Source organism: Pseudooceanicola algae (assembly GCF_003590145.2).
Classification (GTDB): Bacteria; Pseudomonadota; Alphaproteobacteria; order Rhodobacterales; family Rhodobacteraceae; genus Pseudooceanicola; species Pseudooceanicola algae.
Genome location: NZ_CP060436.1, coordinates 1,748,678 through 1,770,161 on the forward strand (window position 1 = coordinate 1,748,678; position 21,484 = coordinate 1,770,161).

Below are 21,484 nucleotides of genomic sequence, written 5' to 3' on the forward strand. Positions count from 1 at the left end.
ACAGGGAAACCGTGAAGTGGTGCGCCGGCAGGCTTAGTCGGCGGCGGCTTCGGCGCGGCTTTTTCCCGAGACGTTCAGGGCCAGGGTGGCCGCCATGAAGCCGTCCAGCGCGCCGTCGAGCACACCGGAGGTATCGGAGGTTTCGTGGTTTGTGCGCAGGTCCTTGACCATCTGGTAGGGCTGCAGGACATAGCTGCGGATCTGGTTGCCCCAGCCGGCAGAGCCCTTGTTTTCATGGGCTTCGTTGATGGCCGCGTTCCGCTTGTCGAGTTCCATCTGGTAGAGCCGCGATTTCAGCGCCTTCATGGCGATGTCGCGGTTCTGGTGCTGGGATTTTTCCGAACTGGTCACGACGATACCAGTGGGATGGTGGGTGATCCGCACGGCGGAGTCGGTGGTGTTGACGTGCTGGCCCCCTGCCCCCGACGACCGGTAGGTGTCGATTCGGATGTCGTTCGGCTGCACCTCGATATCGATATTGTCGTCGACCACCGGGTAGACCCAGATCGAGGCAAAGGAGGTTTCGCGCGTGCCCTTGCCGAAGGGAGAGATCCGCACCAGCCGGTGTACGCCGCTTTCCGATTTCAGCCAGCCATAGGCGTTGTGCCCCGAGATCTTGTAGGCGCAGGACTTGATGCCCGCTTCGGCGCCGCCTTCCTCGGATTGCAGTTCGACCTTGTAGCCACGTTTTTCGGCCCAGCGGACATACATCCGCTGCAGCATCGCCGCCCAGTCGCAGGCCTCGGTGCCGCCGGCGCCGGCGTTGATTTCGAGGAAGGTGTCGTTGCTGTCGGCCTCGCCGTTCAGCAGCGCTTCAAGTTCCTTTTCGGCGGCTTTGGCGCCAAGGGCCTTCAGGGCCTCTTCTGCCTCGGCGACAACTTCGGCGTCGTCTTCCATCTCGCCCATCTCGATCAGTTCGACGTTGTCCGAAAGCTCCTGCTGGATGCTGTCGTGCACGGCGACGGAGTCGACCAGCGCCTGGCGGTCACGCATCAGGGCCTGGGCCTTGGCCGGGTCGTCCCAGAGGTTGGGATCCTCGACGCGGGCGTTGAACTCTTCCAGCCGGTGCTGGACCGTCTCCCAGTCCATCCGCTGGCGCAGAAGCTCCAGGGATTTCTCGATCTCGGCAACGATGTTCTGAGCCTCGGCGCGCATGGGTCACCTTTCACCTTGAATGACAGAGCCGCGTGATAGCAGCAGCCCCGCCCGCGGGCAAGGGAGGGGCCGGGACAGGCATGGCGGCCCGGCCGCTACGCCTTTGTCCCTTGGCCCAAGCGGCGTCCGCAGGGCTAGTAGAGGCCGCCCGACGACAAGGTACCGAAATCGGCGCGCGGCCCGATGGTCGTGGTTTCGCCGGTCGAGGTGGTGACCTGGGTCTGGCCCTGGGCCTGGGCGGCCTCCTCGTAGAGCGGCAGGTTGGAGCCCATGGCGAAACCGCCGTCGAAGGAGACACCGAAGATCGGCTCTTCGCCGTCGCGGAAGTATTCGGCAACCACATTCGCCCCGGAGGCATCGTCGGGCAGACGCGCGCCGGTGAACCTGTCGATCTTGATGAAATGACCGCCCGGCGGCAGATCGAAATCACCGCCGCCGAATTTCTTGACGGCCTGTGTCATGAATTCCTGAAAGGCCGGCCCGCAGAGCGTGCCGCCATAGCCGCGCCCGCCCATCATCGGGCGGGGATTATCGTAGCCGATGTAGCACCCCGCCACGATGTTGGAGGTGAAGCCGACGAACCAGGCGTCGCGCGCATCATTGGTCGTGCCGGTCTTGCCGGCGGTCGGCACCGGCAGGTTGACCACGCCCGAAGCCGTCCCGCGCTGCACCACACCCTGCATCATCGAGGTCAGCTGATAGGCGGTGATGGCGTTCATCACCCGTTGTCGGTTGCTGACGATGATCGGGCTTTCCCCGCGCGGCAGGTTGCCATCGTAGCAATCCGCGCAGATCCGGTCGTCGTGGCGATAGACGGTGCGGCCATTGCGATCCTGCACCCGGTCGACCAGCGTCGGTTCGACCCTTTCGCCGCCATTGGCGAACATCGCATAGGCCGAGACCATCTTGAACAACGTCGTTTCCTCGGAACCGAGCGCATTGGCGAGATAGGGCCCCATGTCGTCATAGACCCCGAAGCGTTCGGCATATTCCGCAACCACGTCCATGCCGACCTCACGCGCCAGGCGGATGGTCATCAGGTTCCGGGATTGTTCGATCCCGGTCCGCAGGGGCGTCGGTCCGTAATATTTGTTGGAAGAGTTCTTGGGTCGCCAGACACCATCCGGTGTGTCGATCTCGATCGGGGCATCGACGACGATGGTGGCGGGGGTATAGCCGCTGTCGAGGGCCGAGGCATAGACGAAGGGCTTGAAGGACGACCCCGGCTGGCGCTGTGCCTGCGTGGCGCGGTTGAAGACCGAATGCTGGTAGGAAAAACCGCCCTGCATGGCGATCACGCGGCCGTTGTTGACGTCCATCGCCATGAAGGCGCCTTCGACTTCGGGTACCTGGCGGACCGACCAGTTCAGGAAGGCCCCGTCGCTGTCGCCGGTCACTTCGCGCACCAGTATCACGTCGCCCTTGGTGAAATTGTCGTGAAAATCGCCCCGCAGCCACTGGATATCGGCGCGCGGCACGCTGTTGCCGCGGACGTCGTCACTGGTCACGCCTTCGATCCCGAGGGTCAGACTTTGATCCGCGACGCCAAGCACGACCGCCGGCACCCATTTGTGTTCAAGGGTGATGTCGCGCGGCACGGGCGCGCTTCGCAGGGCCTCGCGCCAGGCGGTTTCGTCATCGAGGGTTTCGGCCGGCAGGGTCACGCCGGTACCACGCCAGCTGCCGAGGTTGCGGTCGAACCATTCCAGGCGGTGGCGCAGAGCTGTCGCGGCAAGCGCCTGCATTTCGGGGTCGATGGTCGCCCGGATCGCATAGCCACCGGTAAAGAATTCCTCCTCGCCGAAATCATGCGACAGCTGTCGGCGGATCTCGTCGGTGAAATAGTCGCGCGGCGGCAGGGTCTGGCGGAAGGCAGGGAAATCGCCACCCTGCACCGACCGGATCGGCTCGGCAAAGGCAACGTTGTATTCGTCGTCGCTCAAGTAACCGTTCTGGTGCATTTCCTGCAGGACGTAATTGCGCCGCTCGAGCAAGCGGTCGTATTCGCGCACCGGATGGTAATCGGACGGCGCCTTGGGCATCGAAGCCAGGATCGCGGCCTCGGCGGCGTCGATCTGATCCAGCGGCTTGTTGAAATAAGTCTGGGCGGCGGCGGCGACACCATAGGAGTTTTGCCCAAGGAAGATCTCGTTCAGGTAAATCTCGAGGATCTTGTCCTTGGACATGGAATCGACCAGGCGCGAGGCCAGGATGACTTCCTTCACCTTGCGCTCGATCTTGCGGTCGCCGGACAGGAACATGTTCTTGGCGACCTGTTGCGGGATCGTCGAAGCGCCGCGCAGGGTCTGCCCCCGCGTCCGGACCGCCTCGACCACGGCCGCGCCGATGCCGCGCACGTCATAGCCGGCGTGGGTGTAGAAATTCTTGTCCTCGGCCGAGATGAAGGCGTGTTTCACCAGTTCCGGGATTTCATCCGCAGGGGCGTAGAGCCGGCGTTCGCGGGCGAATTCGTCGATGATCCGCCCTTCGGAGGAATAGATCCGGCTGATCATCTCGGGGCGATAGCTTTGCAGCGCATCGTGGCTGGGCAGGTCCTGACCGTAGATCCAGAAGATCGCGCCGATGGACAGGGCAATGACCGCCAGCGCGAGGGTCAGGAAGGTGAAGATACCGCCGAAGATGGCTAGAACGAATCTGATCACGGATGAGGGGCCTCTCTCGTTGAGCGGAACATATAGAGTGCCTGTGCGGAGCGGTCAAAACACAAGCGGGTTGGATCCAACCGATCCGCTGCAATCGGCCTAACGCCGCCGCAGCCCTGCCAGAACGCGGTCCTGAGACTGCCAGGTCAGCACAGCATCGCGGACCGCAGCGGCCATCCGGGCGCGAAAGGCCGGATCGGTCAGGTTGCGCCGATCGCGCGGACTGGACAGAAAGCCGGTCTCGATGAGCACACTGGGAATATCGGGGGCCTTCAGCACCGAATAGCCCGCTGCGCGACGGGGCCGCGTATTCAGCGGCAATCCTTGGCTGCGCATCTGGCCGACGATGGCATCGGCCAGCGCCTCGCTGCGCGGCTGCGTCTCCATCCGGGCAAGGTCCATCAGCACGTCGGCCACCACATCGTCACTATGGCTGAGGTCGATGCCCGACAGCAGGTCGCCGCGCCGGTGCCGCTCTGCCAGCTTGCGCGACGCTTCGTCCGAAGCGCTCGGCGACAGGGTGTGGACCGTGGCGCCCCAGGCGCGCCCCTCGGCCAGCGCGTCCGCGTGAAGCGAGATGAACAGGTCGGCGCCCTGGGCATGGGCCATCTCGACACGGGTTTCGAGGGGAATGAACTGATCACCATTGCGGGTCAGAAGCACGTCAAAGCCTGCCCCCATCAAGGCTGTACGCACCTCGGTGGCGAAGGTCATCATGAGGTGGGATTCCGTTACCCCGTCATATTCGGCCCCCGGATCCAGCCCGCCGTGGCCCGGATCCAGAAGGACGCGCAAGTGCGCTCCGGCTTCGGGGGCCGGCAGGGTCAGCGCAGGACGCAACCGCGCCCAGTCCGGGTCAGGCCCTGCCCCGGTCCCGGCGTCGAAGGCACTGGCGTCGCTCGCCACGAAACGGGCAAGCAGCCGCCCCTTGCCGCCATCGGTCGTCATCCCTGCGCGGTCCAGCACCATGGGCGCGCCAAGTTCCAGAACCATGCGGGACCACCCCGGCTGTACCGGCCCCATCTGCACCGCCGTGACGGATTTGGATTGCAGCAACCGCTTGCCCGGCGTGAGAGGCAGATCGGCTCCGCCAAAATCGAAGATGATCCGCATCGGATCGTTCAGGCTAAAGATGCGATAGGGCACCGGGACGGTCAGGCGCAGATCGACCTCCAGAGCACCGCGCCGGTCACGAATGCGGCTTTGCCCGGCCTCCAGCGTCGCTTGCGCCAAGGCCCCCGGTCCGACCGCCCCCTGCCCCGACAGCAGCGCAACCGCCAGCATCCCGGCCCGCAGGATCATCCCCAGACTTTTCACGACCCGCCCACCTCTGCCTCGCGCCGCCCCGGTTTCGCCCGAAGCTTCCTTGGGCCGATCATACCAGCTTTGCCGGCACAATCGAGAGGCCCCGCCAATCACAGCTTTGTCCTTTGGGATATTGCTGGTAAATTCCTGATAATTCGTCAGCGAAAAGGCCCTGCCATGACCGAAAACCCCCGCCGCATCGTCTCCTCCCGCCACCTTGCCGAGGGCGAAGGCTGGGAAGCCTCCGAATTCGAATACGGTCTGATCATCGCCTACAACGCCTTCACCCGCTGGATGCAGCGCTGCATGGCTGCGGCAGGGATGCCGGAACTTTCGGCGCTCGAGATCCTGGTGCTGCACAACACCAACAGCCGTGACCGGGAAAAGCGTCTGTCCGACATCGCATTTCTGCTGAACATCGAGGACACGCACCTGGTGAACTACGCCCTGCGCAAACTGCTGAAACTGCAGCTTCTGGAAAGTGAAAAGCGCGGCAAGGAAGTCTTCTATCGCACTTCGACCGAAGGGCGTGATCTGTGCCAGACCTACCGCCGCATCCGCGAGCAATGTCTGTTGGGCGCCATGCCCACCGCTTCGGCCGACGGTGAGGAATTGCGCCGGATCGCCGCCTCCCTGCGCGCACTGTCAGGCCAGTACGATCAGGCAAGTCGGGCGGCGGCCTCTCTCTGAATCGGGGCTTCGCCCCCGCCGCTGCGCGGCTCCCCCAGAGTATTTCGGGCCAGATGATAAAGAGCGTCCCGAGGCTCTTTCATCTGGCTGAAAATACTCCGGGGGGCGCCATGAGCCGCGCCAGCGGATCGTGGCGTGGGGGCAGAGCCCCCTCAATTCCCCATCGCCTCCGGTAGCATAGTCACGATACCGGGGAACAGGGTAATCAAGACGACGCCGAGCAACAGAAGCCCGAAGAACGGCAGCGCGGCCTTGGCGACTTGCAGGATATCAGTTCCCGTCAGGCCCTGGATGACGAACAGGTTGAAACCGACCGGCGGGGTGATCTGGCTCATTTCCACGACCAGAACCAGGTATATGCCGAACCAGAGCGGATCGATCCCCACGGCTTCGACCATTGGCAGGATGATCGAGGTTGTCAGCACGACCACCGAAATTCCGTCCAGGAAACACCCCAGGACAATGAAAAACAGTGTCAGTACCGCCAACAGCGCCACCGGCGACAGGCCCATGGTCCCGATCCAGGACGCAAGGTTGCGCGGGATGCCGGTGAAGCCCATGGAGATGGCAAGAAAGGCCGCGCCCAACAGGATGAAGGCGATCATCGCCGAGGTTTTCGTCGCCGACATCAGCGCCGCGAAGAAGTCCTTCCAGTGAAAGCCGCCCGAGGCAAAGGCAAGGATCGTGGCCAGAAGCACCCCGACCGCCGCCGCATCCGTAGGCGAGGCGACCCCGGTATAGATTGATCCGATCACCCCGAGGATCAGCACCAACACCGGCAACAGGCGACGCGAGGCGCGCAATTTTTCCCGAAGGGTATAGCTTTGGCCGTCGTCTGGGATGTCAGCCGGGGACAGCAGCGCCCGCAACCCGACGTAGCCCGCGAAAAGCCCCACCAGCATCAGCCCCGGCAGGATGCCCGCGACGAAGAGGCGAGCGATGCTTTGTTCGGTGGCAACACCGTAGACGATCAGGATGATCGAGGGCGGGATCAGCAAACCAAGCGTCGCGGACCCTGCCAGAGTGCCGAGGATCAGTTGCTGCGGGTAACCCCGCGCTGTCAGTTCCGGCACCGACATCCGTCCAATCGTGGCCGCTGTCGCCGCAGAAGAGCCCGAGACCGCCGCGAAGATCGCGCACCCCAGCACGTTCACATGCAGCAACCGTCCCGGTACCCGGCCAAGCCATGGCGCGAGGCCGGAAAACATGTCCCCCGCCAGGCGGGACCGCAACAGGATCTCTCCCATCAGGATGAACAGCGGCAAGGCGGCCAGCGACCAGCTGTGGGAATGCCCCCATAGGGTCGTCGCCAGCACCAACCCCTGCGGCGCATTGGCAAAGCAGACCAGCGCCACCAGCGACAGAGCGATCAGCGCCATGGCGACCCAGAGACCAGCGGCCAGAAGCGCCAGCAGCACCACCAGCAGAATCGAGAAGATCAGTGGATCGGACATCAGGCTTCATCCCCGTCGACGATCACCGGGCGCCCCGCCGCAAGGCTCTCCACCAGGGTCTGGGCCAGCGCCAGCGTCAGCAGCACCAGCCCCGCATCCATGGCCAGCTGCGGGATCCACAGCGGCACCGCCACGATGCCGGTGGACATGTCGCCGTAGCGGAGGCTTTCCTGCGTCAGGCTGATCACGAAATAACTGGCGTAGGCGGCGATGCCGGTGGCGATCATCAGCACCGCGATCTCGAACGCCCAGGCCAGCCGTTGCGGCAGGCGTGAAATCACAAGGTTCACCCGGATATGTGCGCCCTGGCGCAGCGCATAGGGCAGCGCCAGAAAGCTAGCCGTTGCCAGGAAGAACCCCGAGAAATCCGCATAGGACGGGATGGTGAAGGACAGGCCCGGCCCGCCAAGCCGCGCCAGGATGTTCAGGCCCACCTGGGCCGAAACCAGCAGGCAGATGGCCAGGATGGCCCCGGCGGCGCAGATGCCGCCCGCCAGGTAGAGGGTATCGAGACAGCGCCGGATCATCCTGGCCCCTTTCACGGATCAGGGCCCTGCGGCAATTGCCGCAGGGCCGATGGTGGTCAATCGGCGGAATAGCTGTCCAGGATTGCCTTGCCTTCATCCGAAGCCGAGGCGCTCCAGTCTTCCATCATCGTGGCGCCAAAGCCCTTGAGGCCCTCCATCAACTCGGGCGTCGGGGTGACGATGGCCATGTCGTGCTCGGCCATGACGGCTTTCTTCTCATCCGCTTCGGCAGCGGACATGTCCCAGCCGCGGGTCTCGGCAGCGGCGGCGGCCTCCATCACGGCGGCCTGCACGTCTTCGGGCAGCGCGTCGAACATGCGCTTGTTCACCACGACGATGTTCTTGGGCAGCCAGCCATCGACGGCCGTGTAGGTATTGACGTAATCCCAGGCCGAGGAATTGGCCCCGGTCGAAGGCGAGGTCATCATCGCCTCCACCTGACCGGTGGAAAAGGCCTGAGCGATATCGGGGGCTTCGACCTGCACCGGCGCGGCCTTGGCGAGGGTGGCCAGTTGTTCCAGCGCGGCGTTATAGGCCCGGAAACGCAGCCCCGACAGATCGTCGACAGTCGCGATTTCGCCGTTGGTATAAAGACCCTGCGCCGGCCATGGGACCGAGAACAGCGGCATCAGGTCCTGTTCGGCCATCAACTCCGTGATGACGGGCTTCTGCGCCTCCCAAAGGGTCATTGCCTCCTCGTAGGAGGTCGCAAGGAAGGGCTGGCTGTCGATGCCGAAGGCCGCGTCTTCGTTGGACAGGCGCGACAGAAGGAATTCCCCGATCGGCACCTGGCGCGACCGCACGGCGTTCTTGATTTCCGCATGCGGGAACAGAGAGCCCGCGGAATGCACCTCGATCTCGAGCGCGCCGTCCGTGGCGGTGGCGACGTCCGATGCGAATTCTCGGATGTTCACTGTGTGAAAGGTCGTATCGCCATAGGGAACCGGCATGTTCCAGGTCTCGGCAAGGGCGGGCGCAGCCAGGGTCATCCCGGCGGCAAGGGCGGCAGCATAGCGGATCATCTGAACCTCCTGTTGAAGTTTGGTGGCAGTGCTGAAAGGGCGGGCTCTTGTTCGGCCCACTCCCGTGGATCAACACCATTATGTTGACAATTTGTCGACGTTTTGCCACTCAGGTCAAGGAAAACCTGTCACCGTGAATGAAAGAGAGCAAAAATTGCGCCATCCGCAGGCAGATCGCTTTCCGGAGCTTTGCCCCTTCGGGATGGACGGCTTTCTTGTGCGCTTCGCCCTTGGTTTCAGCGAACAGGCCAACCGCGCGGCGCGCGATTTCGGCGCCGAGGCGGCGCGCCTGCCGGGCGTCTGCGAGGTGGTTCCAGCGCTGGCCTCGGTTCAGATTCGCCTGGATCTGGCGCAGGTCGACCGGGCACAGGGCGCCGCGGCGCTGCGCGGCCTGATCCGGGAACGCGACTGGCTGGACCGAGCCGAAGTGCGCGCGCAACGTTGCTGGCATCTGCCGATCAGCTTTGACGGGGACGACGCGCCGGGCCTTGCGCAGGCCGCTGCGAAAACGGGCCTTGGCGAAGCGGCGGCTGTCGCGCAGATCCTCGACGCCCGGCCCCGCATCCTTGCCATCGGGTTCGCCCCGGGCCAACCCTATCTGGGCCTGCTTCCCCGACCTTGGGATTTCCCCCGGCGGGACTCGCTGGCCGATGTGCCCGCCGGGGCACTGACAGTCGCCATCCGCCAGTTGGTGCTGTTCGCCAACCCCTCGCCGACAGGGTGGTTGCAGATCGCCCGCACCGCCTTTCGCCCGTTTCAGCCTGAAGCGGACGACCCCATGCCCCTGCGCCCAGGCGACATGATACGGTTTCACCGCATCTCGGCCGCCGAACGCCTGACGCTGGCCGAGTCCGGTGACATGGGCGGTGCCCGGCTGGAGTATCTGACATGAGCGGGCAGTTTTGCATCGACATCGCCGGACCCGGCCTGACGATACAGGATTGCGGCAGGCCGGGGCTGGCTGCGCAGGGTTTGTCGCGCGGCGGCGCGCTTGATCGGCTGGCGCTGTTCGAAGCAGCCGCGCTGCTGCGCAGTCCGGTTCCATTGGCAGCCCTCGAGATGCCCGGCCTCGGGGGCAGTTTCCGGGTCACCGAACCGACGATGATCGCCCTGACCGGTGCCCTCATGCGGGCCAGCCTGAATGGGCGTCCACTGACCTGGAACGCCGCCCACCCCATCGCGCCCGGCGATCAGTTGAAGATCGGCCCGGTCGAGGCGGGCACGACCGGCTACCTGACCCCGGCGGGCGGTTTTGCCACGCAGCAGATGCTGGGCAGCCGCGCCACCCATCTGGCCGTCAGGATCGGCGGTCTGCTTGGGAATGGGACGGAATTGCCGCTGGCCGCCGATCCCACACCGGGCCGCTCTGCCCGCCTGATCCGGACCGAAGACCGCCTGTCCGGCGGCGTCATTCGGGTGATTGAAGGCCCGCAGACCGATCTGTTCTCGGCCCAACAACGCGATGCCTTTGCGAGCGCAAGTTTCGCGCGCGGCCCGCGCAGCAACCGGCAGGCGATGCAATTGACCACCGATGCGGCGCCCGACTGGTTTCTTGGTGCCGGCGATCTGGCGTCCGAACCCATTCAGGCCGGGGACCTTCAGATCACCGGCGATGGCACCCCCTACCTGCTGCTGGCGGAATGCCAGACCATCGGCGGCTATCCCCGCATCGGGTCGGTCCACCCGGCGGACATGGGGCGCATGGTGCAGGCCGGACAGGACGCCTCGCTGCGCTTTCGTTTCATCGACTGGGACAGCGCCGAAGCCGCACTGCACCCCAAAGACAGCCTGATCGACACCTTGCTGCCGCGTGTGTCACCCTTGCTTCGCGACCCGCGAGACATCCCCGACCTGCTGGCCTACCAGTTGATCAGCGGTGTGACGGCAGGCGACGATCTGGACAGATAGGGCCCTGACCGCAAGGCCTTCCGTGACCGCCAAAGCGCGCCACATTTGCACGCTTCGCCCCCGCAGCCTCCCACCCCGAAGCAGGCAAAGGTCCGTCGATTTGTCAGGACCGCCCTGAGAGCAGCGGGAACCGCCCCCTGCCGGCGCGCGTTTGATCTGCAACCACGACCAGGCCCCATCCGGGGCTGGCAGACAACGAAAGGAGGCCTTCAATGCTGCTTTGGGCTCTTGTTTTCCTCGTTGTCGCGCTTATCGCCGGAGTATTCGGCTTTGCCGGGATCGCGGCGGCATCGGCGGGGATCGCTCAGGTCCTCTTTGTCCTCTTCGCAGGGCTGGCCGTCGCCGCATTCCTGATACACCACATGAAGCATCGCCGCCGCCGGCGCGACCGCGGCAGCACCCGAACGAAACGATCCACATGACGAAAAGGCCCCGCCTGGATTGGGCGGGGCCTTTGCATGGCGTGATCCCGTATGGTGCCGAAACAAGTGAGCGGGCCACAGGGTGACAGGATAATGGGTCGGCGGTCGGCATGTCCGGGTCGCGGCAATCAGATGCTCGGCAACGGGACGGGCGCGGTCGCGCCACGACGGCGCAGCGCCCGCACCCGGGTTCAGCTTTTCAGTGTCTCGGTCGAGGCAAAGAACATCGCCTGACTGACCGCGGAACGCACCTGGTCTTCGCGGTAAGGCTTGGAGATCAGGAAGGCCGGCTCGGGACGGTCCCCGGTCAACAGACGCTCGGGGAAGGCGGTGATGAAGATCACCGGCATTTCGCCGAACTCCTTCAGAAGTTCGTTCACCGCGTCGATACCGCTGGAATTGTCGGCCAGTTGGATGTCGGCAAGGATCAGATCAGGCTGTTCTGCCCGGCCCAGCTTGACGGCCTCGGTGTGCGTGCGCGCAACACCGGTGATGCGGTGGCCCATCTCGGCGACCAGCGCCTCGAGGTCCATGGCGATGATCGCCTCGTCTTCGATGATCAGGACCCGGCCGGACACCGCGTCTTCCATTTCCTGACGCGCGGTGGCCAGAAGTGTTTCGATCTCGCCGGTATCCGTCCCCATGATCGCGGCGACCTCGGTCGTGTTGAAATCTTCGATCGAGTGCAACAAAAGCGCCTCGCGGGTGTTGGGACTGAGACGCGCCATGTATTCCTGAGCGCGCGCCTCGTGACCCGAAGCCTCGATGGCGACCGGAGCCCCGGAACTGGCCCAGATCGTATGGAAGACCTTGAACAATGCCGCCTTGTCGCCAACCTTGCCATCAAAGACCGTCCGGTCCTGAAGGATGGCCTCGAGAGTCGCAGCCGCATAGGCATCGCCCGAGCTTTGCGAGCCCGTCAGGGCGCGTGCATATCTGCGCAGATATGGGAGGTGGGCCCCGATGAGGGCCGATAGATCCGTGGTGCCGGTAGAGACTGACATTTTATCCCCTGATTTTCGTTTTTCTCGGAACCTAACGCTGCGGGCTTGCGTTAGGTTCCGCTAGCAGCAAGAATTTCTCCGGAGTTTGAAAGGGAATATTAAATTGGGTCACTCGAAATCACAAACGAGCGGCGGGATCGATGAAAATCTGAAGAAGGTCTTCCAGTCAACTCTCGAGGAAGACATCCCGGATCGGTTCAAGAACCTGCTGGAGCAGCTTCGGACGCAGGAGTCCGACACCTCTGGGCAGGAGGAACGCAAATGAGCACGTCTCCCCGGGACGAACTGGTTGATCACCTGCCGGCGCTGCGCGCCTTCGCATTGGGTCTGACACGGAACGGCGCCACCGCCGACGATCTTGTTCAGGATGCCATCGTCAAGGCATGGACCAATATCGACAAGTTTCAGCCAGGCACGAACCTGCGCGCCTGGCTCTTCACGATCCTGCGGAACACATACTACAGCAGCCTGCGCAAGACGCGCCGGGAAGTCGCTGACAGCGACGGCATCTTCGCCGCCTCATTGTCCGAAAAGCCGGCCCATGACGGCCGCCTTCAGATGGCCGACTTCCGCCGTGCCTTCGACAAGCTGCCCGATGAGCAACGCGAAGCCCTGGTGCTGGTCGGGGCCCTTGGTGCCTCCTACGAAGAAGCCGCCGCGACCTGTGGTGTCGCTGTCGGCACCATCAAGAGCCGCGCCAACCGTGGCCGCGCGAAACTTGCCGAACTTCTGCATCTGAACGAGAACGAAGCGATGGAACTGACCGACCCCGCCACCATGGCCGTCGTGACGTCCAAACCGCTGACGGCCCGCTGACGGCGACCCATTTGAATGCCCCAAACCGCTGAAACGCCCTGGAGACGGAGCCTGAGTTTCAGGATCTCCGGAATCCTTTCACTTGCCCTTGTCCCCATCGGCTTTGTTGCCATCTATCAGACCAGCCAGGTCAGCACCCAGGCAGAGGAAGTGACCCGTCTGTCGCTTCTGGCCCTGACCCAGCAGGGTGTCGAAAAGGAACGCAGCATCCTGCAGCAGGCCTATGGCGCCGCTGCGGGCCTGGCGCATTCCGTCCAGGTGAACGGGCACGAACAGCCCTATTGCCGCCAGATGATGCAGGACTATGCGGCCGACAAGCCCGAGATCAGCCTGGCGGCCTTCATCCCCGTCGACGGCCAGGTGCAATGCGCCTCGACCGGAGTCGGCTCGGATATCTCGGACCGGCCCAACCACCTGCAGATCATCGAGGACAAGAGCCCATCCGTGCTGGTCAGCCGGCAGGGGTCGATCAGCGATACCTCGGTCCTGATCGTATCGCATCCGGTCTTCGAGGATGGCGTCTATACCGGCTACGTGGTCATTTCCGTGCCCCATTCGGTGCTGGATCTGGACAAGCTGCCGAAGGTGGATGCCGCCCCCGATCAGCTGATCACCTTCAACAGCGATGGCGAATTGCTGACCTCTTCCGTCGGCCCCGCCGATGCCGAAGGCGTGCTGCCTATCCGCGCCACCCTGGAAGATATTTCGCGGATGGCGCCGGTGGTGTTTTCCGGGCAAAGCCGGCTTGGCAATGACCGGCTGTATGTCGTCGTGCCGATCGTGAACCAGGAGGTCTTTGCGCTTGGCGTCTGGCCCTCGGTGTCCAACATGACCGAAGCGGTCAAGGCCCCGGTGATCCTGTTCCCGGTGCTGATGTGGATCGCCTCTGTCGTGGTCGGCTTCATCGCCATCGACCGCATGGCGGGCCGCCATATCCGCCAGCTCGGCCGGCGCATGCGCCGCTTTGAACGGGTCCGCACATTCGAGGACGACCGTTCCATGTCGCGCGCCTCGGACGAGTTGACCAACATGGAAGAGGATTTCATCCTCATGGCCGAAACCATCCTGCATGACCAGGCAGAGCTGGAAAACGCCGTGCGCCAACGCAACGTGCTGCTGAAGGAAGTCCACCACCGTGTGAAGAACAACCTTCAGCTCATCTCCTCGATCATGAACATGAACATCCGCAAGGCCCATTCGCCGGAAACCAAGGCGATTCTGGCGCGGTTGCAGGACCGCGTGCTGGCGATGGCGGCGATCCACCGCAATCTGCATCAGGTCGAACAGCAAGGGCAGGTCAATGTCGGCAATCTGGTGCGCGAAGTCGCGAATCAGACCCTGCAGGCCAGTGCCTCGGGCGGGAACCGGATCCGGGTGAAGATCGACGTGGAGGACGTGATCCTCTATCCCGATCAGGCGGTGCCGCTGTCGCTTCTGGCCTCGGAATTGATGGCCAATGCGGCGAAATACACCGGCAACGATTCCGGCGAACCCTGGCTTACGCTGACGCTTGTGCAGGAAGGTGGGCGCGCGCGGCTGACGATGGTCAATTCCAAGGGCTCTCATGTACGTCCCGAATACGAGGACGACAGCACCGGGTTGGGCAGCCAGCTGATCCGCGCCTTCGCCACCCAGCTTGGCTCTACCGTCGAGATGACCGAGACCGAGACCGAATACCGCGCCTCGGTCGACTTCGAGGTTCTGACCTTCCAGCCGGAACCGCTGGACTACTGACACGGATCACGGGGCGACGGCAGGTGCCGCGCCCCGTGGGAACGGAGACGCCCGATCATGGACAGGACATCGCCGAACGCCCGCCCGCCCCGCCTGCCGCAGAGGCGCGACAATGACGGAAACACCCGCCTTCTGGGTGTCGAGGTCGAATTCGGCGGTCTGACCGAAGACGAGGCGGCGGCGCTGCTGGCGGACCTTTTCGATGCCGAGATCGAGCGCGATGGCACCGACCTGACCGTGTCGGACACGCCCTTCGGACGCTGCAAGATCTACATCGATACCGCCTACCGCAAACAGGTCGACAGCGATTTCGGCCGCGCCGCGCTGGACCTCGCGCGCAACCTCGTGCCGGTGGAACTAGTCACCTCGCCCTTTGACCCTGCGGACCTCGCGCGGTTGGATGCGCTGCTGGTCACCTTCGAGGACAACGGCGCCTTCGGCACGAACCGCGGCATCCTGCTGGGCTACGGCGTCCATCTGAATGTCCAGATCGCCAGCCCCGAGGTCGGGCACCTGTGGTCGGTGCTGACCGCCTTTGCGCTGACCGAACCGCTGATCCGGCGCGCCTATCCGATCGACATCTCGCGCCGTCTGCTGCCCTTCGTCGACCGCTACCCTCGCAGCCTGCGCGACGCGCTGGCCAAGGGGCCGCCCGCCGACACGCGCCAACTGACCAAGATCTACCTCGACCATGCGGCTTCGAGGAACCATGCGCTGGACATGCTGCCGATCCTTGCCCATCTCGATCCCCAGCTGATCCGTCGCCAGTTCGGCGACGGCAGCGCGATATCGGCCCGGCCGGCGTGGCATTTCCGGATGCCCGATTGCAGGATCGAGGACCCGAGCTGGAGCCTCGGCGCAGAATGGGCGAACTGGGTGGCCATCGAAGCGCTTGCAGAAGATCGTGCCACCCTGGACCGCCTCTGCGCGGCCTGGATCGACCACCGCCGCGACCTGACCTCGACCGGGACGGACTGGGCCGAAACCGTTTCCGGCGTGCTGCGCGCCAGCGATCACGCGCGGCTGGCAGGCGGCTGGCGGCGCTGGAGCTCGTGACCTTGGCGCGCAGCGAATCCCGGCGTGGCCGCCCGGTCATCGGCGTCACCGTTTCGCGCCATTCCGGCTGGCGGATCTACCCCTTGTTCTGGCTCAACCTGCGGCTGGCAGGCGCGCGCACCCTTCGCTGGGACACCCGCGCCGAGGTCGATCTGGATGCCGTCGACGGCCTTGTCATCGGCGGCGGAGACGACATTGCCCCGGCGCTTTACGGGACCGAAATCGTGACCCGCGTGACCCTGGACCCGGACCGGGACCAGCTTGAGAAATCCCTGATCGAACAGGCGCTTGATCGGGGAATGCCGGTGCTGGGCGTCTGTCGCGGGGCGCAAATGCTGAACGTGGTCTCGGGCGGGACGCTGCATCAGGACGCCTTTGACGTCTACGAGTCGCGCAAGTACCGCACGATCCTGCCGCGCCGCCGGATTGCGGTTGACGAAGGCACCCATCTGGCACGTATCGCCGGCATGTCGCCCATGCGGGTCAATGCGCTGCACAGTCAGGCCGTGGACCGGCTGGGCGACGGCCTGCGCGTCGCCGCCCGCGACGAGGCCGGCATGGTCCAGGCGGTCGAACGGATCGAGGATCCCTTTGCGCTTGGCGTGCAATGGCACCCCGAACACATCCCCTATGCCCGCCGCCAGCGCCGCCTGTTTCGCGCCCTCGCCTCGGCCGCCCGCGCCCGTGCAGAGGGTCGCGGCCAGGGCCATGAGGTCACCGAAGAGATGGCGGCAGAAACCTTTTTCTAATTTTTTTCGCCGGTGCGGAACTTTTCCGCCGGACCCGCCGTTACTGATATGACCGGTGCAACTGTCCCCATAGTCCCGCACCGGACAAACGGTTCCTGCCTCTCCCTGTCGGCGAACCTTGTGCGTCGGAAAAGTATCCCCCTTTTCCGACGCACCTACCCCTTTCCATGACGCCCTGCCATTGCCTGATCCGCAGGCACTTTCCCCGTTCGCCCCTCTGCGACGTTGGCCTTTCCGCTCTGCGCCCGGTTGACCCGGCCTTGCCCTGCCGGGCAAATGGGCGGCGCATACCGCACCCGCCGCCCAGAAAGACCGCCATGCCAATAACTTCCACCCCGCCGCAGGATCCCACCATCCCCCCGGAGCATCTTGCCCAGTGGCTGCCCGTCGCCTCGGCCGGCGACCTGGCCCTGCGGCATGTCTTTCACGGTCAGCTCTGGGGGCAGGAGCTGGCGCTTTGGCGGGCCGATGACGGCACGGTCAACGTCTGGGAAAACCGTTGTCTGCATCGGGGGGTGCGCCTGTCGGTCGGGTTGAACGAAGGGCGCGAATTGCGCTGCATCTACCACGGCTGGCGCTATGCCAACCGCACGGCGGGCTGCACCTATATCCCCGCCCATCCCGCCGATGCCCCGGCGCGCACGATCTGCAACCGCACCTACGAGGCGCGCGAAGCCCATGGGCTTATCTGGTCCGCGGTGGCTCCGCAGCCCGGCACGGTGTGGCCGGATCTGCCCGCCGACCTGACCGCCCTGCGCCCCCTGCCCGTCACCGCCCCGCTGGACCTGTGCCGGGAATTCGCCGCCGACCTCGCCGAAGATCCCACGCCCCTGTCGCCCTTCTGTCTGCGCTTTGGGTCCCGGGCACTCTGGCTGTTCCTGCAACCCTCGGACGCGGGCAAGACCATCCTGCGCGGTCTGATCCCCGGCCCTGTGGGGCGCGATGTCCTGCGTTATTGGAGCCACCGTTTCGAAACCCTGCGCCGGCGGATCGAGGCACAGGCGGCCCACCAGCCTGCCCCCGCCCCCTATGCACCGGTCTATGCGCCGGTCGATCCCGAACTGGCCGCCATGCCCGCGCGCAGCCGTCAGGGGCCAAAGACAGAATTGCGCGCGCGCATCGCCGAACACCGGCAAACCGCCGAAGGGATCTGCGCCCTGCGACTGGAACCCCTGGAGCCGCGCATCCCCCTGCCGACGCCGCAGCCCGGCGCCCATATCGACATTGCCCTGCCCAACGGGCTGACCCGGCAATATTCGCTGACCAACGGGCCGGGAGAGACCGGGTTCTACGAGATCGGCGTGAAACTGGAACCGGCATCGCGCGGTGGCTCTGCGGCGGTGCATGGCGACCTGCGGCAGGGCGATACGGTTGCCCTTTCGGCGCCGCGCAACAATTTTCCCCTGCGCCGGGATGCGGTGCAGACGATCCTGCTGGCCGGGGGCATCGGGATCACGCCGATGCTGGCCATGGCGCAGGCCCTTGCGGCGCAGGGACTGGACTATTGCTTGCATGCCTTTGCCCGCTCGGCCGCCCATCTGCCATTTGCTGAACGCCGCGACAGGCTTGGCGATGCCTTCCAGCCGCATCTGGGACTTGATCCGCAGGCAGTGGCCGCCCAACTGGAACAGATCCTCGCCGCGCCCGGCTTTGCCCGGCATGTCTATGTCTGCGGCCCCGGCGCGATGCTGGATGCCGCCCGCCGGATCGCCGCCGATCGGGGCTGGCCCGAGGCCAATGTCCACTTCGAATATTTCAGCAATACCAAAACCTTGGACGACAGCAGCCGTTTCGAGATCGCGCTGGCCCGCTCGGCCATGACATTGCAGGTGCCGGCGGGGACAAGCATCCTCGAGGTGCTGCGTGCCAATGGCGTCGACATGCCATCCTCCTGCGAACAGGGCGCCTGTGGGACCTGCCTTGCCGGGGTGCTGGACGGGGCGCCGGATCATCAGGATGTCTACCTGTCGCAGGCCGAAAAGGCCGCGGGCGACCGGATCATGACCTGCGTGTCGCGCGCCCGCTCCGGGCGGCTGGTTCTGGACCTGTGAGGCCGAAGATGAAGCTTTATTCCTACGAACTTTCGGCCGAATGCTACAAGGTGCGCTTCTTTCTCAGCGTGCTGGGGCTGACCTGCGACGTGATCGGCGTCGACGAATATCCCGGGCAGGAGCAGCAGGGCGAGGCCTTCCGCGCCATCGCGCCGCTGGGGCGGCTGCCCGTTCTGGCGACCGGGGACGGGGTGATCGAGGACGCGCAGGCGATCCTGACCTATCTGGCCCTGCGCCATGACCCGACGGGGATATGGTACCCCGTGGACGATCCGCTGCGGGTGGCCCTGTGCGGTCAATGGATGGGTTTTGGAGCGGCGCTGGATGCAAGCGCGGGACAGGCCCGCCGCGCCCTTGGCATGTTCGCGCCCCTTGATGTCGCCGCCGCGCAGGGTGCCGCGCGCGGCTTGTTGCGCCAGTTGGACGAACACCTGTGGTTCGCCGAACAGGACGGGGAGGCCTGGCTGGTGCCGGGGGAGGCGCCCAGCATTGCGGATCTTGCCTGTTTCCCCGCCATTGCCCTGGCCGAGGAAGGCGGCGTGATGCTGACCGACTACCCGGCGCTGCGGCGCTGGCTGGACCGGGTCAAGCGTATCCCCGGTTTCATCACCATGTCCGGTATCTTCGGCACCAGCCCGGCGCCCGAGGGTTAAAGCCCCTGCAGGTCGCAGAACGCGGGCCCCCGAAGGCGCCCGCGTCCGATTTGCGTCTGGGAATGTGCTAGCCGTGCCCCCTCCAGGGCACCATGACCCGCTCGGCAAAGCGCATCAGGATGTCGATGCCGAAACCGATAAGGCCGATCAGCACGATGCCCATGAGCACCGTGTCGGTCTGCTGGAATTTCGAGGCGGCAATGATCATCATGCCCGCGCCCTTCTGCGCCGCGACCAGTTCGGCCGCGACGACCGTGCCCCAGCAGACGCCCATGGCGACCCGCGCGCCGGTAAAGACCTCGGGCAGGGAATTGGGCAGGATCACGTAGCGCAGGATCTGGCGCCGGTTCGCCCCCAGCGAATAGGCCGCATGCACCTTGGCCAGGTTCACGCCCGACACGCCGGCCCGCGCCGCGATGGTCATGACCCAGAGCGCGGCGAGGAACAGCAGGACGATCTTGCCGGTTTCCCAGATACCGAACCAGATGATCACCAGCGGGATCAGGGCCAGCGGCGGCACCGGGCGCATGAATTCGACGATTGGGTCGAACCAGCCGCGCACCCAGCCCGACAGCCCCATGGCATAGCCAAGCGGTATGCCCACCAGCGAGCCAAGGAGGAAGCCCGCGAAGACCCGCCAGATCGACCAGCCGAGGTGCGACAGCAGCGGCGTGTTCTGGAAGCCGTTCTGCAGGATGTCCACGAACCGGGTTACCACCGCTTCGGGTGGGGGCATCCAGATCGGCTCCATCTGCAGGCCCTTCGCGGGCTGGAAGTTCAGCGATCCGCGATTGGTCATCGTCACCGCGCCATCGGGCACCTTTACGGTATCGCCGGGCTGGATCGGCTGGCCTTCCACGGCCGTGATCACCGCATCTTCGCCGTCGTTGCGCTGCGCCGAGATCAGGACCGACCGCCAGGCCGCCGTCACCGCGCTGTCGTTCTGCACGAAGCCGGTGGCAGGTGCGACCTGCGGGTCCTCGGCCTTGGCCCCGGCTTCGGTCACCAGCACGCTGACCTGCCCCTGCCCGGTCTCGCCGCCCGGACTTTCAGCCGTATAGCTGAATTCTGTTTCCCCCATGAAGGGGCCGGGCACATGGATCGGCACCCATTTCGACCCCGTGAAAGCCCCCCAGATCAGGAAGATCACCAGAACCGAGATGACCGAGGCCGCCCGGTCGGGGCGCACCGCCGCCTCATCCCCGAAGGTCACCGTCTTGAGCGATGTGAAATCCGCCGAAGGTGTCATCATCCGGCGGATCGCCCCGACGACATAGGCCGCCAGGGCCACCAGAACGACATAGCTGCCAAGCAGGACGAGGCTGGTCATGTTTCCGCTCCGCCCATGATTTCCTCTTCCATTTCCCAGATCATCGACAGGATCTCGTCACGTGTTTCGGCAAATCCGGCGCTTTTCTTGACCTCGCGCAGGTCTGCACCCACGGCCCGTTCGGCAAAGGGCAGCCGGTATTCCTTGTGAATGCGGCCCGGTCGCGGTGCCATGACCAGCAGGCGTTCACCCAGCAACAGGGCCTCTTCGACGGAATGGGTGATCAGGATCACGGTCTTGCCCGTGTCCTTCCACAGCTTCAGTATCAGCCCCTGCATCTTTTCCCGCGTCAGCGCATCCAGCGCGCCGAGCGGTTCATCCATCAGGATCAGCTCCGGTTCATTGGCAAGGCAGCGCGCCAGCGCGACCCGCTGCTGCATCCCGCCCGAAAGCTCATAGACCGCCTTTTCCTTGAAATCGCGCAGGCCCACGGTGTTGAGCAGGTTTTCCACGATGGTATTGCGCTCGACCTCGGGCATCCCCTTCATGCGGGGGCCGAATTCGACGTTGCGCCGGACGTTCATCCATTCGAACAGCGCGCCCTTCTGGAAGACCATGCCGCGTTCCGGACCGGGCCCCGAGATCGCCTTGCCGTTCATCAGCACTTGCCCCGAGGTCGGCGCCAGAAAGCCGGCGAGGATGTTCAGCAGCGTGGACTTGCCGCAGCCCGAAGGGCCGAGCACGGAAAGGATCTCTCCCTTCTCGAGGGAGAGCGAGACATCCTGCAGCGCCTGGACGTGTTTGCCGTTCGCAAGATCGAACCGCATCGAAAGATTGTCTATCTGAAGCCCATCCATGGCGGCCTGCCCCTTCGTTCAGTCTGTCTCGTGATGCCGAACGCCCCTGTCGGGGCAGTGCACCGTCGAACGCCCCGACAGGGGCGATGCATCGTCCAACGCCCCCCTGGGGGCGATGCACCGTCGGGACGCCCTTTGGGGGCGATGC

20 protein-coding genes are annotated in these 21,484 nt (G+C 64.9%); 11 read left to right on the plus strand and 9 right to left on the minus strand.

The window, feature by feature from the left end:
- Nucleotides 1-33: 33 nt before the first annotated feature.
- The 3 genes from prfB to PSAL_RS08260 all read right to left on the minus strand — a co-directional run bounded on the left by prfB (nt 34) and on the right by PSAL_RS08260 (nt 5,135).
- Entirely contained in the window at nt 34-1,155 is a 1,122-nt protein-coding gene (prfB, locus tag PSAL_RS08250) for a peptide chain release factor 2 (protein ID WP_119838947.1), read from the minus strand.
- A 134-nt stretch (nt 1,156-1,289) separates the two neighbouring features.
- Nucleotides 1,290-3,818 carry a penicillin-binding protein 1A gene (locus PSAL_RS08255; protein ID WP_119838948.1) on the minus strand — a complete coding sequence of 843 codons (2,529 nt, stop codon included), beginning with the start codon at nt 3,816-3,818 and terminating at the stop codon, nt 1,290-1,292.
- Between the two features lie 99 nt (nt 3,819-3,917).
- Nucleotides 3,918-5,135 carry an N-acetylmuramoyl-L-alanine amidase gene (locus PSAL_RS08260; RefSeq protein ID WP_231388657.1) on the minus strand — a complete coding sequence of 406 codons (1,218 nt, stop codon included), beginning with the start codon at nt 5,133-5,135 and terminating at the stop codon, nt 3,918-3,920.
- A 165-nt stretch (nt 5,136-5,300) separates the two neighbouring features.
- On the opposite strand from PSAL_RS08260, the gene PSAL_RS08265 reads away from it, so the two are divergent.
- Nucleotides 5,301-5,813, plus strand: coding sequence for a winged helix DNA-binding protein (locus tag PSAL_RS08265; protein WP_119838949.1), 513 nt, complete (start codon nt 5,301-5,303; stop codon nt 5,811-5,813).
- Nucleotides 5,814-5,965: 152 nt separating this feature from the next.
- Here PSAL_RS08265 and PSAL_RS08270 read toward each other — a convergent pair whose 3' ends face one another.
- The 3 genes from PSAL_RS08270 to PSAL_RS08280 are packed head-to-tail and all read right to left on the minus strand — an operon-like array spanning nt 5,966 to nt 8,816.
- The gene (locus tag PSAL_RS08270) at nt 5,966-7,267 is read right to left on the minus strand and encodes a TRAP transporter large permease (protein ID WP_119838950.1); all 1,302 of its coding nucleotides are present in this window, start codon (nt 7,265-7,267) and stop codon (nt 5,966-5,968) included.
- Complete coding sequence (locus PSAL_RS08275) at nt 7,267-7,794, minus strand: TRAP transporter small permease (RefSeq protein ID WP_119838951.1); 528 nt, start codon at nt 7,792-7,794, stop codon at nt 7,267-7,269. Before PSAL_RS08275 ends, PSAL_RS08270 begins: the two co-directional genes overlap by 1 nt.
- Nucleotides 7,795-7,850: 56 nt before the next feature.
- Nucleotides 7,851-8,816, minus strand: coding sequence for a TRAP transporter substrate-binding protein (locus PSAL_RS08280; protein ID WP_119838952.1), 966 nt, complete (start codon nt 8,814-8,816; stop codon nt 7,851-7,853).
- 154 nt (nt 8,817-8,970) lie between these two features.
- On the opposite strand from PSAL_RS08280, the gene PSAL_RS08285 reads away from it, so the two are divergent.
- The 3 genes from PSAL_RS08285 (at nt 8,971) to PSAL_RS08295 (ending at nt 11,146) form a co-directional block, all read left to right on the plus strand.
- Nucleotides 8,971-9,708 (plus strand): 5-oxoprolinase subunit B family protein, encoded by a 738-nt coding sequence (locus PSAL_RS08285; RefSeq protein ID WP_119838953.1) that lies wholly within the window; start codon nt 8,971-8,973, stop codon nt 9,706-9,708.
- Nucleotides 9,705-10,724: a 5-oxoprolinase subunit C family protein gene (locus tag PSAL_RS08290; RefSeq protein ID WP_119838954.1), complete on the plus strand. Its 1,020-nt coding sequence runs from the start codon at nt 9,705-9,707 to the stop codon at nt 10,722-10,724. The genes PSAL_RS08285 and PSAL_RS08290 overlap by 4 nt, the downstream gene beginning before the upstream one ends.
- A gap of 212 nt (nt 10,725-10,936) precedes the next feature.
- Nucleotides 10,937-11,146, plus strand: a complete 210-nt coding sequence (locus tag PSAL_RS08295) for a DUF1328 domain-containing protein (RefSeq protein ID WP_119838955.1) — start codon at nt 10,937-10,939, stop codon at nt 11,144-11,146.
- 191 nt (nt 11,147-11,337) lie between these two features.
- Here the strand turns inward: PSAL_RS08295 and PSAL_RS08300 are convergent, their stop codons facing one another.
- Nucleotides 11,338-12,150, minus strand: coding sequence for a response regulator (locus tag PSAL_RS08300; RefSeq protein WP_119838956.1), 813 nt, complete (start codon nt 12,148-12,150; stop codon nt 11,338-11,340).
- A 103-nt stretch (nt 12,151-12,253) separates the two neighbouring features.
- On the opposite strand from PSAL_RS08300, the gene PSAL_RS08305 reads away from it, so the two are divergent.
- The 7 genes from PSAL_RS08305 (at nt 12,254) to PSAL_RS08330 (ending at nt 19,209) form a co-directional block, all read left to right on the plus strand.
- Nucleotides 12,254-12,415, plus strand: a complete 162-nt coding sequence (locus PSAL_RS08305) for a NepR family anti-sigma factor (RefSeq protein WP_196222779.1) — start codon at nt 12,254-12,256, stop codon at nt 12,413-12,415.
- Nucleotides 12,412-12,966 carry an RNA polymerase sigma factor gene (locus tag PSAL_RS08310; RefSeq protein WP_119838957.1) on the plus strand — a complete coding sequence of 185 codons (555 nt, stop codon included), beginning with the start codon at nt 12,412-12,414 and terminating at the stop codon, nt 12,964-12,966. Before PSAL_RS08305 ends, PSAL_RS08310 begins: the two co-directional genes overlap by 4 nt.
- Before the next feature lie 15 nt (nt 12,967-12,981).
- Nucleotides 12,982-14,700 carry a sensor histidine kinase gene (locus tag PSAL_RS08315; protein WP_119838958.1) on the plus strand — a complete coding sequence of 573 codons (1,719 nt, stop codon included), beginning with the start codon at nt 12,982-12,984 and terminating at the stop codon, nt 14,698-14,700.
- A gap of 57 nt (nt 14,701-14,757) precedes the next feature.
- Nucleotides 14,758-15,756, plus strand: a complete 999-nt coding sequence (locus PSAL_RS19245) for an amidoligase family protein (RefSeq protein WP_119838959.1) — start codon at nt 14,758-14,760, stop codon at nt 15,754-15,756.
- Between the two features lie 2 nt (nt 15,757-15,758).
- On the plus strand, nt 15,759-16,505 hold the full coding sequence (locus tag PSAL_RS08320) for a gamma-glutamyl-gamma-aminobutyrate hydrolase family protein (protein ID WP_231388658.1): 747 nt from the start codon (nt 15,759-15,761) through the stop codon (nt 16,503-16,505).
- Between the two features lie 317 nt (nt 16,506-16,822).
- The gene (locus PSAL_RS08325) at nt 16,823-18,556 is read left to right on the plus strand and encodes a Rieske 2Fe-2S domain-containing protein (RefSeq protein WP_119838961.1); all 1,734 of its coding nucleotides are present in this window, start codon (nt 16,823-16,825) and stop codon (nt 18,554-18,556) included.
- 8 nt (nt 18,557-18,564) lie between these two features.
- Nucleotides 18,565-19,209, plus strand: coding sequence for a glutathione S-transferase family protein (locus PSAL_RS08330; RefSeq protein WP_119838962.1), 645 nt, complete (start codon nt 18,565-18,567; stop codon nt 19,207-19,209).
- 67 nt (nt 19,210-19,276) lie between these two features.
- Here PSAL_RS08330 and PSAL_RS08335 read toward each other — a convergent pair whose 3' ends face one another.
- Complete coding sequence (locus PSAL_RS08335; protein WP_119838963.1) at nt 19,277-20,539, minus strand: ABC transporter permease; 1,263 nt, start codon at nt 20,537-20,539, stop codon at nt 19,277-19,279.
- Nucleotides 20,536-21,336, minus strand: coding sequence for a taurine ABC transporter ATP-binding protein (locus PSAL_RS08340; protein ID WP_119838964.1), 801 nt, complete (start codon nt 21,334-21,336; stop codon nt 20,536-20,538). Before PSAL_RS08340 ends, PSAL_RS08335 begins: the two co-directional genes overlap by 4 nt.
- Nucleotides 21,337-21,484 lie beyond the last annotated feature (148 nt).